Below are 13,320 nucleotides of genomic sequence, written 5' to 3'. Positions count from 1 at the left end.
AGGCTCAATCGGTAACCCCCTCGACCCTGAGACAGACGGTCCCTTTGCTGACCACATCAAGTTGGTCGATCGCGCATAACGACCGCTGCATATCGCCCTCAACCGCCTCGTGGGTCAACATGACGATCGGGACGGCGCTCTGTTCATGGCGTCCTTTCTGGATGACGGAGACGAGGCTGATGTTGTTGCTGCCCAGGATCCCGGTGACCCTCGACAGGACGCCCGGCTTGTCGATCGCCATGATCCTGAGATAGTAAGAGGAGCGGACCGTCGACATCTCCTTGATCTGCGCCTCCACCTCCGAGATCGGCGGGAGCGGAACACCCCTTGCCGTCGGATCGTGCAGCAGGCCCCTGGCAATCTCGGCAATATCGCTGACGACGGCCGAAGCGGTCGGCATCTGGCCCGCCCCGCGCCCGTAGAACATCAGCGAGCCGACCGCGTCGCCGACCACGTAGACGGCATTGTGGACACCACCGACCGAGGCCAGTAGATCATCCTCGGGAATGAGCGCCGGATGGACCCTCACCTCCAACTCGCCATCAAGCTGTTTGGCAATCGCCAGCAGCTTGATCCGGTACCCCAGCTCGCGCGCATATTCGATATCGGAGGCATCAATCCGCCTGATTCCCTCGACGTGGATCCGGTCGAGCGGCACATACGATCCGAACGCCAGTGTCGCCAGGATCTGCAGCTTGTGGGCCGAGTCGATCCCGTCGACATCCAACGACGGATCGGCCTCGGCGTAGCCGTGGGCCTGCGCCTCCGCCAGTACCTCGGCGAACGGCCGTCGACTGTCCGTCATCGTCGTCAGGATATAATTGCAGGTCCCGTTGACGATGCCGCTGATCGAGCGGACCCGATCGGCCACCAGCCCCTCCTTCATCGCCCGGATCAGCGGAATACCGCCGCAGACGCTGGCCTCAAATCCGATCGAGACCCGACGCGCCGCAGCGGTCCGATACAGTTCAAGCCCGTGCGTGGACAAGAGCGCCTTGTTGGCGGTGACCAGGTGCTTGTTCCGGTTGAGCGCCTCCCGGCAAAACCGAAGCGCGACGCCGCACCCGCCGATCAGCTCGACGATAATATCGATGGCGGGGTCCTCCAGCACGGCCATCGCATCGGTAGTCAGGAGGGCCGGATCGACCTCAACATTTCGCCGTCGATGGATGTCGGTATCGGCGATCCGACGAATGACGACCGGCCCACCCAGTCGTTGCTGCAGAAGGGCGCTGTTTTCCTGGATCAGCTTCACGACCCCGGATCCGACGGTCCCGAACCCCAAGATCCCGATCTGTACCGGTTTCATATCCGTCTCTCCCGCTTTACGCACCAAGGGATGATGCCAGGCCGCCTCGCCAGGCGGTCTGCATCCCATCCAGCGCCAGGTCAACCCCGCATGCCGGGCCGCGAAGCCTGAACCGCGTCCCTCCGACCGTTCCAAGGCGCGCCACAGGGACCTGGTGCGCCGCGGCAATCTTTTCCAGTCTCGACCAATCCGACGGCTTGAGGGAGACGAGAATCCGGGATTGCGTTTCTCCAAAAAGGAGCGCATCGGGCCGAATCGCATCCGTCAGTTGAACATCGATCCCGATCGGCGTCGGTCCCAGGCAGGCCTCCGCCAGGGCGACGGCCAGTCCGCCGTCCGAGCAGTCATGCGCCGAACTGACGATCCCTGCCTGGATCGCCTCCAGACAGGCGCCCTGTACGGCCCGCTCTCGGGCCAGGTCCAACGCCGGCGGCGCACCCTGGACCAGGCCGAACCGGATCGCGAGGTACTCGCTGGCCCCCAGCTCTTCCCGCGTCTCGCCCAGGAGTGCCACCAGATCCCCTTCGCGCGTAAACCACTGGCCCATGGCGTGGACGACATCGTCCAGGAGGCCGACCATCCCGATCATCGGGGTCGGGAAGATCGATTGTCCCGACGTCTCATTATACAAACTCACGTTGCCGCCGGTCACGGGGGTCTGGAAGGCCCGGCAGGCCTCTCCGATCCCCCTGACCGCCTCGACGAACTGCCACATGATCTCCGGGCGCTCCGGGTTGCCGAAGTTCAGACAGTTAGTGATCGCGAGCGGCTCTCCGCCCGAGCAGACGACGTTTCTGGCCGCCTCAGCGACGGCGATCATGGCCCCACGATACGGATCGATCGCACAGTAGCGGCCGTTGCCGTCGACCGAGAGCGCAATGGCGCGCCGACCTCCGGGAAGCCGCAGGACCACAGCGTCCGACCCCGGTCCCACGATTGTGCCTAGAAACAGCATGTGGTCGTATCGCTCCCAGATTCGTTCCTTGCAACAGAGGTTGGGCGAACGCAACAGCTCCAACAGGATGGCCGCATAGTCGTCAGGCAACGGCAGGCTATCCAGGTCAAGCCGTTGGCCGGCATCGGCTTCGACAGGGCGTCGGCTCGGCCGGCGATAGGCGGGCGCCTCCGATGCCAGGGCATCAGCCGGGATCTCCGCGACCGGCCTGCCATGATCCAGGACCCGCAACAGCCCCCCTTCGGTGACCCGCCCGATGACGGCCGCGTCAAGATCCCACTTGTCAAAGACCGCTCGCACCCGCGCCTCGCTTCCCGCCTTCGCAACAACCAGCATCCGCTCCTGCGACTCGGAGAGCATCAGTTCGTACGCCGTCATGCCCGGCTCTCGCCGTGGGACATGGGCGAGGTCGATCTCGATCCCAGTGCCGCCGCGCGCGGCCATCTCGGCGGTCGCGCAGGTCAGCCCCGCCGCCCCCATATCCTGAACCGCAATCAGATCGTCCCCCGCCATCAGCTCCAGGCAGGCCTCGATCAACAGCTTTTCACGAAATGGGTCGCCGACCTGGACGGTTGGCCGTTTCGTCTCGGCCTCCTCATCGAAGACGCCGGAGGCCATCGTGGCGCCATGGATGCCGTCGCGCCCGGTCCTGGCCCCGACATAGATAACGGGGTTGCCGATCCCACCCGCCTTGGCGAAAAAGAGCCGATCCTTCCGCGCGATTCCGACGCAGAAGACATTGACCAGAGGGTTACCGCTGTACGGCTCAGCGAAGTATGCCTCCCCGCCCACGGTCGGAACGCCCACGGCGTTACCGTACCCTGAGATCCCGGCCACCACACGACCGAAGAGGTAGCGGTTCTTCGGATCGGTCAGCGGCCCGAACCGGAGCGCATCGCACAGCGCAATCGGCCTTGCGCCCATGGTAAAGATATCCCGGATGATCCCGCCGACGCCCGTCGCCGCCCCCTGATACGGCTCGATGAACGAGGGGTGATTATGACTTTCCATCTTGAAGACCAGCGCCAGCCCATCCCCGATGTCAATGACGCCTGCGTTCTCACCGGGCCCCTGCAGGATGCGCGGCCCTATCGTCGGGAGCGTAGCCAGATGGACCCGCGAACTCTTGTAACTGCAGTGCTCCGACCACATCGCGCCGAACATCCCCAGTTCGACCAGGTTCGGCTCGCGACCGATGATCGCGGCGATCCGCTCGTACTCATCGGCCGTCAGGCCGTGCGACGCGATCAGATCTGCAGACATCACCGAGACGGTCATCGTCGGGGCCTCAGGCGTGGACCACGCGATCAAGGATCGACGTCAACATCAGGCGGCCGTCCTCCGAACCCAGGATCGACTCGGCGGCCCGCTCCGGATGCGGCATCAATCCAAGGACATTGCGGCGTTCGTTGCAGATCCCGGCGATGTGATCCAGCGACCCGTTGGGATTGGCATCCTGCATCAGCGATCCGTTCGCATCACAATAGCGAAAGATGATCTGGTCGCCGTCGATCAGCCGTTGCCACCCGATCCGGTCGATGTAGTACCGGCCGTCGCCGTGTGAAATCGGCATCCGTACGACCTGTCCAGACTGCATGGCGGCGGTAAAGGAGGTCTGTCGGCTTTCTACCCGCAGATGGACCCAGCGGCACCGGTAGTGCAGGCAGTCGTTCGGCAGGAGCGCGCCCGGAAGTAATCCCGCCTCGGTCAGGACCTGAAACCCATTGCAGCTCCCCAGGACCGGGCCACCTGCGTCCGCAAAGGCCGCTACCGCGCGCATAACGGGGGAAAGCCTCGCTATGGCCCCTGACCGCAGATAGTCGCCGTGGGCGAATCCTCCCGGCAGGATCACGCAATCGGAACCGTGAAGGTCGGCCTCTTTATGCCAGAGGTAACAGGCCTCCTCCTTCAGGACATTGACAATGACGTGGTGGAAGTCCTGATGGCTCCAGGAGCCCGGAAAGACCACAATGCCGAACCTCATGTCGCGGCCTCCTGCAGCTCGAAGCGATAGTCTTCGATCACCGGGTTCGCCAGCAGCCGCCTGCACATCTCGTCGACCTGTGCCGTCGCCTGCTCCGTGGTCAGGCCGTTCAGCGTCAACACCATAAACTTACCGACCCGTACGTCGGTAAGCCCTTCAAAGCCGAGCGTCTGCAGGGCCGACCGGACCGTATCGCCCTGGGCGTCGAGGACGCCGGGCTTCAGTGTCACGTAGATCTTTGCGGTTAACATTTGGGCGTGTTGAGTATGAGCGTCTGACGTTGCTAGTGTCCTGTTTCTGAAATTCGCTACCTATTTTGCGGACGTCATTCCGGACGAGCCCGCATCGCGGGCGCGAGCCGGAATCCAGGAAATACCGGGAGTTCTGGATTCCCGCTTTCGCGGGAATGACGGCTCCAGAATGAATACGGTATTAGATTCACTGCATTACAGGCCGACGCGGGCGAAGATATCGTCCAGATGCCGCAGATGATAGTCCAGATCAAAGCAACTTTCAACCTCGGCGGGAGAGAGGTGTCGACCGATCTCCGGATCGGCCAACAGGAGCGGCTTGAACGCCTCCCCCGACTCCCACGCCTGCATGGCATGTCGCTGCACCAGCCGGTAGCCCTCTTCCCGGGTGAGCCCCTTCCCGATCAGCGCCAGCAAGACCGCCTCAGAAAATACCAGCCCTCCCGTCAGCTCCAGGTTGCGTCGCATCCGATCCGGATAGACCCGCAGACCCTCAAGCACCTCCCGGAACCGGACCAGCAGGTAGTCCAGCAGGATGGTCGCATCGGGAAGGATCACCCGTTCTACCGAGGAGTGGCTGATGTCGCGCTCGTGCCACAGCGGCACATTCTCCAGGCCGGACTGGGCGTAGCTCCTCAGCAGTCGCGCCAACCCGGACACCTGTTCACAGGCAACCGGATTTCGCTTGTGCGGCATGGCCGACGAACCCTTCTGACCCTCGACAAACGGCTCCTCCACCTCGCGCACCTCGGTCCGCTGCAGATGACGGATCTCGACGGCAAACTTGTCGAGCGAGGTTCCGATCAGCGCCAGCGTCTGCAGGAATTCCGCGTGCCGATCCCTGGAGATGATCTGGCTGGAGATCGGCGCCGGCTTGAGCCCGAGGCGCGAGCAGACATACTGCTCCACAAACAGCGGCAGGTGGGCGAAGGTCCCGACGGCGCCGGAGAGCTTGCCGTAGGCCACACTCTCCCTGGCCCGTCGGAGACGGTCGAGATTCCGCTCCACCTCGCAGTACCAGAGCGCCAGCTTCAGGCCGAAGGTGGTCGGCTCGGCATGGATGCCGTGCGTCCGCCCGATCATGATCGTACGTTTATGGCGTCGGGCGAGGTCGGCGACGGTTCTGGAGAGCGCCCCCAGGTCGTCCAACAGAATGTCGGCGGCCTGCTGGAGCAGCACCGCCAGGGCCGTATCTACCACATCATAGGAGGTCAGACCGAAGTGCAGGTAACGCGCCTCCGGGCCGACCCGTTCCGCCACCGCCGAGACAAAGGCGATAACGTCGTGGCGAACCTCCCGTTCGATCTCCTGGATACGATCGATGTCGAAATCGGCCCGCTCCCGGATGACGTGGAGCGCCTCACGCGGGACGACGCCCAGCTCGACCCATGCCTCGCACGCCAACAGCTCGATCCGCAACCAGGCGGCGTAGCGGCTCTGCGGTTCCCATACAGAGACCATCCGGGGCAGTGCGTAGCGGGGAATCATGACAGTCAGTGGCTAGTGATAAGCGGTTAGTGATTGGATGAATATTGAGCCTTTGCGCCCTACACCCTCAACCCTACACCCTGTTCTTATGACAGGAGGGCCGCCTGAGCAACAGGACCGATGGTCGTGATAGCAAACGCCTCGTCACGCAGGATCCGCCTCGTCAGCGACTCGAACTGATCCATGGACACCGCATCGATCCCGGCGATGATATCATCCAGGCTATAGGTACCCTCGAAATAGATCTCGGTCTTTGCCAGACGCGTCATCCGACTGCCGGTCCCCTCCAGACCGAGCAGCAGATTCCCCTTCAACTGATCCTTTGCCCGCTGGAGATCGACCGGATCGATCGGTTCGTTGCGTAAACGGGCGCACTCGGCCCGAATCAGGTCGACGACCTGGCTGGAGGAATCCGGATCGGTGCCGGCATAGACGACCAGCAGACCACAATCGCGATAGGATGCCTGGTAGGAGTAGATCGAATACGCAAGCCCTCGCTTTTCCCGCACCTCCTGAAAGAGTCGGGAGCTCATGCTGCCGCCCAACATGGCGTTGAGCAAATAGAGCGCGTACCGATCCCGGTGCGCGTGCGGCAGGCCATCCACCCCGAGACAGAGGTGAAGCTGGGCCGTATCGCGCTCCTCCACCCTGACCGCCGCCGTGCAGCTCGGCGGCGGCAGATCGGTATGGACCGATCGGCCTTCAAACCCGTTGAATGCCCCGACCACCAGGTCGACCAGCCGCTCATGCTCCAGATCGCCCGCTGCGACAACGATGGTGCGGTCAGGCCGGTAGAAACGCTCCATATGGCCGCGCACATCGTCCCGCGTAAACGCTCGTACGGTCTCCTTCCGCCCAAGGATCGGTCTGGCCACCGGGTGATCGCTCCAGATCGCCTCCGCAAAGAGGTCGTGGACCAGGTCGTCTGGGGTATCCTCCACCATCTTGATCTCCTGGAGGACGACGTCCCGCTCCCGCTCGATATCCTTGGGGTCAAGATTGGAGTGAAGAAAGGTGTCAGACAGGAGATCGATCGCCAGAGGGAGGTGCTCACCGAGGACCTTGGCATAGAAACAGGTGGTCTCACGGCTGGTGAAGGCGTCAAGCGTGCCGCCGACGGCGTCGATGGCGGCGGCGATCTCCTGCGCGCTGCGCCGCCCGGTCCCCTTGAAAAGCATGTGCTCGATAAAATGCGAGATGCCGGCCGCCTCGGCCGCCTCATCCCGCGACCCGACCCGGACCCAGACGCCGATAGTCGCCGACTTGACGGCGGGCATCCGCTCGCTGAGCACGACCATCCCGTTCGGCAACACCTGACGATTATAGGAGAGACGGCCCATACACTTACGACGGCCTTTGCTCCGTCTTGACCTGCGCCTCCGCCTGCAACACCTCTTTCCGACTCAACCGGATCTTTCCGTTCTTGTCGACATCGATCACCTTGACCGCGACCTCATCCCCTTCCGCCAGGACATCCTCGACCCGTTTGACCCGGTGCTCGGCAATCTGTGAGATGTGCAGCAGGCCATCGGTTCCCGGCAAGATCTGTACGAAGGCGCCAAAGTCCATGATCTTGACGACCTTCCCTTGATAGACCTTCCCGACCTCGGGAACCTCGACAATCTTGCTGATGATCGACAACGCCTTCTGCGCGGCCTCTCCGTCGACCGAGGCGATCTCGACCCGCCCGTCGTCCGACACATCGATCTTGGCCCCGGAGTCCGCCACAATCCCTCGAATCACCTTGCCGCCCGGACCGATGACATCGCGGATCTTATCGACCGGGATCATCAACGTAATGATGCGCGGCGCATAGGCCGAGATAGTCGACCGCGGTGTGGCAATGGCTTGGTCCATCTGGTCCAGGATGTGCAAACGGGCGCGCCTGGCCTGTCCCATCGCCTTCGGCATGAGGCTCGGCGCAATCCCCTGGGTCTTGATGTCCAGTTGCAGTGCCGTAATCCCCTTGCGGGTCCCGGCGACCTTGAAATCCATATCGCCAAGGTGGTCCTCAAGTCCGATGATATCGGTAAGAATCGCGGTCTGCTCGCCCTCGACGACAAGCCCCATCGCGACCCCCGCCACCGCCGATCGGATCGGCACGCCTGCATCCATCAGGCTGAGGCTCGCCCCGCACACCGTCGCCATCGAGGACGATCCATTCGATTCGAGAATATCCGACACGATGCGAAGGGTATACGAGAACTCCTCTTTCGGCGGCAGTGCCGCGAGGAGCGCCCGCTCGGCCAATGCCCCGTGTCCGATCTCGCGCCGTCCGGGACCGCGCATGAACCTGACCTCGCCGACACTGAACGGCGGAAAGTTGTAATGAAGCATAAACCGTTTGGTGGCCTCTCCTTCAAGGTCGTCCAGACGCTGTTCGTCCTCCGATGTCCCGAGCGTCGTGGTCACAAGCGCCTGCGTCTGACCCCTGGTAAAGAGGGCCGACCCGTGCGTTCTGGGCAGGACGCCGACCTCGGCGGTGATCGGTCGGACCTGCTCCAGCGACCGTCCGTCTGCCCGCCGCCCCTCTTCCAGAATCATGCGACGCAACTCCTCATGCTCGATGGCCTCAAACAGTCCACCGACCGTCGACTTCCGGTTGTCCGGCTCGTCGGCAAACGCCGCCATCACCTCATCAAAGAGCTGCTGCCGACGGCTGCGGTGCTCCTCCTTCTCGGCAACGCCGGCCAACGCCCGGAGTCCCTGACGGACCATGGCGCTGACACGATCACGCAGGTCCGGATCCGGGGGCGCGACCTGGAAGGGCGCCTTTTCGATCCGGAGCGCATGAGCCAGCTCCAGCACCATGTCGATCAAGGGCTGCATCCCCTTATGACCGAACTCGATCGCCTCAACCATGGCGTCCTCCGGGACCTCGTTGGCGCCGGCCTCCAGCATGACTACGGCATTCCTGGTCCCCGCGACCACCATATCGATGTCCGATTCCTGCATCTGGCCATAGGTGGGGTTCAGGAGCAATCTGCCCCCGACCCGGCCCACGCGGACCGCCCCGATCGGACCCAAAAACGGGATCGGCGCGATGCTGAGCGCAGCGGAGGCGCCTAATACCGCGAGGACGTCGGGATCGTTCTGCTGGTCGGCCGACAGGACCGTCGCAATGATCTGCACATCCTGTCGATAGCCGTCCGGGAAGAGGGGGCGGAGTGGACGATCGATCAGGCGTGAGGTCAGGGTTTCCTTGTCGTGGGGTTTACCCTCACGCTTGAAAAAACCGCCCGGAATTTTTCCGGCTGCGTAGGCCCGCTCCTGATAATCGACGGTGAGTGGAAAGAAATCGATCCCCTGCCGCGCCTGTTTTGATGCTACGACCGTGACCAGCACAACCGTATCGCCATACTGAACCAACACGGCGCCATCGGCCTGCCTGGCCACACGCCCGGTCTCGATACGTAACGGTTTACCTTCGATGATCCGCTCAACCCGACAGCTCATTTACGGATTCCCAACCTTTCGATGATCTGCTTGTATCTGTTGGTGTCTTTGCTCTTGAGGTAATCCAAGAGCTTCCGGCGCCGTGCGACGAGGCGGAGCAGCCCCCGTCTGGAGTGGAAATCCTTCTTGTGGCTGTTCAGATGTTCGGTCAGATAGCCGATCCGTCCGGTGAGGAGCGCAATCTGTACATCCGGCGAGCCGGAGTCGGTCTCATGCAGCCGATACTGTCCGATGATCTCGTGCTTGTTTGTAGACGCCTTGCCCACGAAGCCGTGTCCTCCTTTCTTATTCAATAGATACCTGAAACCGCGAGTACGATAGCACAGGCCCACCCTGGAGTAAAGCCCATTCTTCCGGTGCAAACCGCGGGAAAGCGGCCAATACCGCCTCCGCCGCCCGCTTGTCGCAGTCGATCTGGGTCTGGAGCAATGACGGGTCGTCAAAACGCCGCTCGTCCCGCAGGCGTTCAATGAAGAAGAGTGTCATCGTCTCTCCGTACAATTCCTCTTCCTGGGCCTTCAGCAGGTGGACCTCCACCCGTCTCGCCTCATTGCCGAAGGTTGGGGCCCGCCCGATGTTGATCAGCGCCTTGTGCAGCCCCTGTTTGATCCACGCCTGGCCGGCGTAGACGCCATCCGGTACCATGACATCCGACGTGACGGGGAGATTGGCCGTCGGATAGCCCAGCGCCCTGCCCCGTCTGGCGCCGCGTTCAACGACCCCCCGAATCGCGTACGGTCGCCCCAACAGGCGCGTCGCTCGGTACAGATCTCCCCGTGCAAGTAGACGGCGGATGGAGGTGGAACTCACCACGTGGCCGTCAACCGTCATCGCGGGGACCACCTCAAGTTCGAACCCATGCTCCGCACCGAGCGCCCTGAGCAGTTCCACCGATCCCGCCCGGGCCCGCCCGAAGGCGAAGTCATACCCGATACACACAAACCGCGCTCCGAGTCGATCAACCAGGTAGCGCGTGACGAAATCGCGCGGAGAGGTCGCGGCCAGGGACGGGGTAAAGTCGACGGCGATCGTGAGATCGATGCCGATCGCCGCCAGGATGTCGCGTTTAATCGAGAGCGGCGTAATAAGGGGCGGGGTGTTGAGTGGATTGACCACCTCCAGCGGATGTCGCACGAAGGTAAAAACAACCGCCGTCTCCCCATCCCGACGAGCACGCCGCACCACGCGGCTCAAAATCTCGCGATGTCCGAGATGCACCCCGTCGAATGTCCCGACCGCCACCGCTGACGAGGGATACGCACCCTCCAGATCCTCAATACGCTCGACAACAATCATTGGCCGGCAAGGACCCGTACCGGCCGCAATACGATCCGGCGCGGATCGACCGCGGGGAATTCCCGGCCGGTCACCGTCGCCTCAGCCAGCGACAACAGTTGGCGCCGGTATCCCAGGACCCGGACAAGGTCCCCCTTTTCCACCTCGACAGGAAAGCTTAACAGCGCGCCGGCCGCCATTCCGACCCCCTGGACCACGCATCGAGAGGACTCGGGGTGGATCCTGACCATCGGGAGATGGCCCAACGCCTCGCCGATTGGAATCAACACATCGCGAATACGGTCTTCTACGACGGCCTGCTCAAGCTGCTCCAGCGTCAGCGCCTCGTCAATCAGGAAGCGGCCGGACCGGACACGGGTCAACGCATACAGGTGCGCCCCGCATCCCAGGATGCGACCGACGTCATCACACAGGGTGCGCGCGTACGTCCCCTTCGAGCAACTGACGCGGAACCGGACGAAGGGCACGTCGCACTCCAGCAATGTCAGCTCATGGATCCGCACCGCAATCGGCTGCCGTTCAACCGTCTCACCCCGGCGAGCCAGACGATAGAGCCGCTCCCCGTGATGCTTCTTCGCAGAGAACAGGGGCGGCACCTGCTGGATCTCTCCCACAAAGCTGTCCAAGACCTCCCGCAGTCGGGCAGGGTCGACATCGACATGATCGGTTGTCGACAGCACCTTGCCGTCCGCATCCAGGGTGTCCGTCGTGATACCGAGCCGCATCGTGATCAGATACTCTTTATCCGCCTGGGTGAGAAATTGCGCGATTCGAGTGGCCCGTCCGATACACAACGGCAGCACACCGGTCGCCCTCGGATCAAGCGTACCGGTGTGGCCGACGCGGCGCATCTTCAGCAGACGCCGCACCACGTCCACCACGTCATGGGAGGTCATCCCACTTGGCTTATTGATATTCAAGACTCCGCTCAGTTCCATCATACGCCCCAGCAATTAGTTGGCGGTCACCCGCCGTGCATCCAATTCCTGTCTTCTGCTCCGCAAACGCTCGACACTCTCCCAGGGTACCTCAACCCCGCCTAACTCGGCGTCGGCAACAACCCCACCGCCGTGGAAATCGCTCCCACCAGTGGGGATCAATCGATATTGGTCGACAATAGCGAGCAGGGAGGCGGTGATCTCCGGGGTATACCCTTTATAGTAGGTCTCAATCCCCTCCAGGCCCGCCTCCTTCAATATCGGGAGCAATCGCTCGAGATCCGGATGGTAGTCGCTGGCCCCCACAATGATCGGGTGCGCCAGAGAGGGTAGACCGTGAGCCCCCCTGATGAGCTCGACTGCCTCTTGCGGGAGGATCGTCGGGCCTTCGACATAGCCCGGACCCCCCCGCCGCAGAAACTGCGAGAATGCCTCATCCACGGTGGCAACGGCGCCGCGCTCTACCAGGGCCTTCGCGATGTGCGGCCGTCCGACCGATCCCCCGTCGGCAATGGCCATCACACGATCCCACTCAAGCGGATGGCCGAGCGCGCCCAGTCGCTCGACCATGGCGCGGGCCTGAGCAAGTCGGTCCTCGCGAAGCCGGCGGAGAGCCGTCTGCAGGGACGGCTCGTTCGGATCCAGCAGATAACCCAGGACATGGATATCGTCGCGGTCCAGACTTGCGCTGATCTCGATTCCCGGGATCACCTCGAGGGCCAGGTCTAAGGCAGCCTCTTGCGCCTCGGCGATTCCGTTCACACTGTCGTGGTCGGTGACCGCGATGACGCGGATCCCGATGGAGTCGGCGGCCCGCACCAGCTCGTTGGGCCGAAGCGCGCCATCAGAGGCCGTAGTATGCAGATGCAGATCGACACGGCTCGCCATGGTTATGGCTCCTTTGTCCCTGTCGCCTCGATCTGCCGGAACAGCTCGGCCAGATGCATCTCTTGCTCCAGCGAATCATCGAGGAAAAAGAGTAACTCCGGGATGTAGCGCAGGCACAACCGGCGTCCCAATTCTCCGCGGAGAAAGCCGGCCGCACACTTCAGACCAACCAGCGCCTCCCGGCGCCGGTTCTCGTCGCCACCCATTGAGGCAACATAGATCCGGGCGTGTTCCAGATCATCGCTTACCCTGACGCGGGTGACCGTCACACACCGAACCCTCGGATCCTTCACCGACTGGAGGATCAGACGGCTCAGCTCTTCCTGTATCAATGCGCCGACCCGATCGGCCCGTCTACCTTGCATCCCCGTCCCCCCCGAAGCGTGGGAGTGTTGAGTGTTCAGTGTTGAGTGACTCCCAACCATACACTGAACACTTAAGACTGCCGTTACTGGGCCATCAGCTCGATCTCATAATCGAGAATCAAGGCCTCGGCGTCGGTTTCGATAAGGTTCACTACCTTGGTCAGGGTCTCGTCCACCAATCGGGAACTATTGCTGATGCAGGCGATTCCCAGCGTCGCGCGTTGCCATTCGTCGAGACGATCGACCTCGGCAACCGAGACGTTGAAGCGGCCCCGGATACGATCCTTCATGCTCTTGATAACCCGTCGCTTACCCTTCAGGGAGTTATTACCGGCCAGATATAACTCGACGCGGCACGTTCCAACGGTCATACGATAAAGCAGTGTTGAG

Annotated in this window: 13 protein-coding genes; all 13 read right to left on the bottom strand. The window is 62.6% G+C overall.

The window, feature by feature from the left end; all coding sequences use genetic code 11:
• Positions 1 to 4 precede the first annotated feature (4 nt).
• Positions 5 to 1,309 (bottom strand): homoserine dehydrogenase, encoded by a 1,305-nt coding sequence (locus tag C3F12_11235; protein PWB44272.1) that lies wholly within the window; start codon positions 1,307 to 1,309, stop codon positions 5 to 7.
• Between the two features lie 16 nt (positions 1,310 to 1,325).
• Entirely contained in the window at positions 1,326 to 3,542 is a 2,217-nt protein-coding gene (locus tag C3F12_11230; GenBank protein ID PWB44271.1) for a phosphoribosylformylglycinamidine synthase subunit PurL, read from the bottom strand.
• A 10-nt stretch (positions 3,543 to 3,552) separates the two neighbouring features.
• The gene (locus C3F12_11225; protein PWB44270.1) at positions 3,553 to 4,248 is read right to left on the bottom strand and encodes a phosphoribosylformylglycinamidine synthase I; all 696 of its coding nucleotides are present in this window, start codon (positions 4,246 to 4,248) and stop codon (positions 3,553 to 3,555) included.
• On the bottom strand, positions 4,245 to 4,499 hold the full coding sequence (locus tag C3F12_11220; GenBank protein ID PWB44269.1) for a phosphoribosylformylglycinamidine synthase: 255 nt from the start codon (positions 4,497 to 4,499) through the stop codon (positions 4,245 to 4,247). The genes C3F12_11225 and C3F12_11220 overlap by 4 nt, the downstream gene beginning before the upstream one ends.
• Positions 4,500 to 4,694: 195 nt before the next feature.
• Complete coding sequence (locus C3F12_11215; GenBank protein ID PWB44268.1) at positions 4,695 to 5,987, bottom strand: adenylosuccinate lyase; 1,293 nt, start codon at positions 5,985 to 5,987, stop codon at positions 4,695 to 4,697.
• 86 nt (positions 5,988 to 6,073) lie between these two features.
• Entirely contained in the window at positions 6,074 to 7,327 is a 1,254-nt protein-coding gene (locus tag C3F12_11210) for a peptidase M16 (protein ID PWB44267.1), read from the bottom strand.
• A gap of 4 nt (positions 7,328 to 7,331) precedes the next feature.
• On the bottom strand, positions 7,332 to 9,443 hold the full coding sequence (gene pnp / locus C3F12_11205) for a polyribonucleotide nucleotidyltransferase (protein ID PWB44266.1): 2,112 nt from the start codon (positions 9,441 to 9,443) through the stop codon (positions 7,332 to 7,334).
• A complete protein-coding gene (locus C3F12_11200) occupies positions 9,440 to 9,709 on the bottom strand; it encodes a 30S ribosomal protein S15 (GenBank protein PWB44265.1) in 270 nt (89 codons plus the stop codon). The genes pnp and C3F12_11200 overlap by 4 nt, the downstream gene beginning before the upstream one ends.
• 19 nt (positions 9,710 to 9,728) lie before the next feature.
• A complete protein-coding gene (locus C3F12_11195) occupies positions 9,729 to 10,739 on the bottom strand; it encodes a riboflavin biosynthesis protein RibF (protein ID PWB44264.1) in 1,011 nt (336 codons plus the stop codon).
• A complete protein-coding gene (gene truB, locus C3F12_11190; protein PWB44329.1) occupies positions 10,736 to 11,677 on the bottom strand; it encodes a tRNA pseudouridine(55) synthase TruB in 942 nt (313 codons plus the stop codon). The genes C3F12_11195 and truB overlap by 4 nt, the downstream gene beginning before the upstream one ends.
• Positions 11,678 to 11,692: 15 nt before the next feature.
• Positions 11,693 to 12,565, bottom strand: a complete 873-nt coding sequence (locus C3F12_11185; GenBank protein ID PWB44263.1) for a PHP domain-containing protein — start codon at positions 12,563 to 12,565, stop codon at positions 11,693 to 11,695.
• A gap of 2 nt (positions 12,566 to 12,567) precedes the next feature.
• Complete coding sequence (locus C3F12_11180) at positions 12,568 to 12,990, bottom strand: 30S ribosome-binding factor RbfA (GenBank protein PWB44262.1); 423 nt, start codon at positions 12,988 to 12,990, stop codon at positions 12,568 to 12,570.
• Between the two features lie 23 nt (positions 12,991 to 13,013).
• Positions 13,014 to 13,301 (bottom strand): DUF503 domain-containing protein, encoded by a 288-nt coding sequence (locus C3F12_11175; GenBank protein ID PWB44261.1) that lies wholly within the window; start codon positions 13,299 to 13,301, stop codon positions 13,014 to 13,016.
• Between the last annotated feature and the right edge of the window lie 19 nt (positions 13,302 to 13,320).

The organism is Candidatus Methylomirabilota bacterium (genome assembly GCA_003104975.1).
GTDB lineage: Bacteria > Methylomirabilota > Methylomirabilia > Methylomirabilales > Methylomirabilaceae > Methylomirabilis.
Note: the sequence above shows the minus strand (reverse complement) of the source record. Positions and strands in the feature narration are given on the sequence as shown.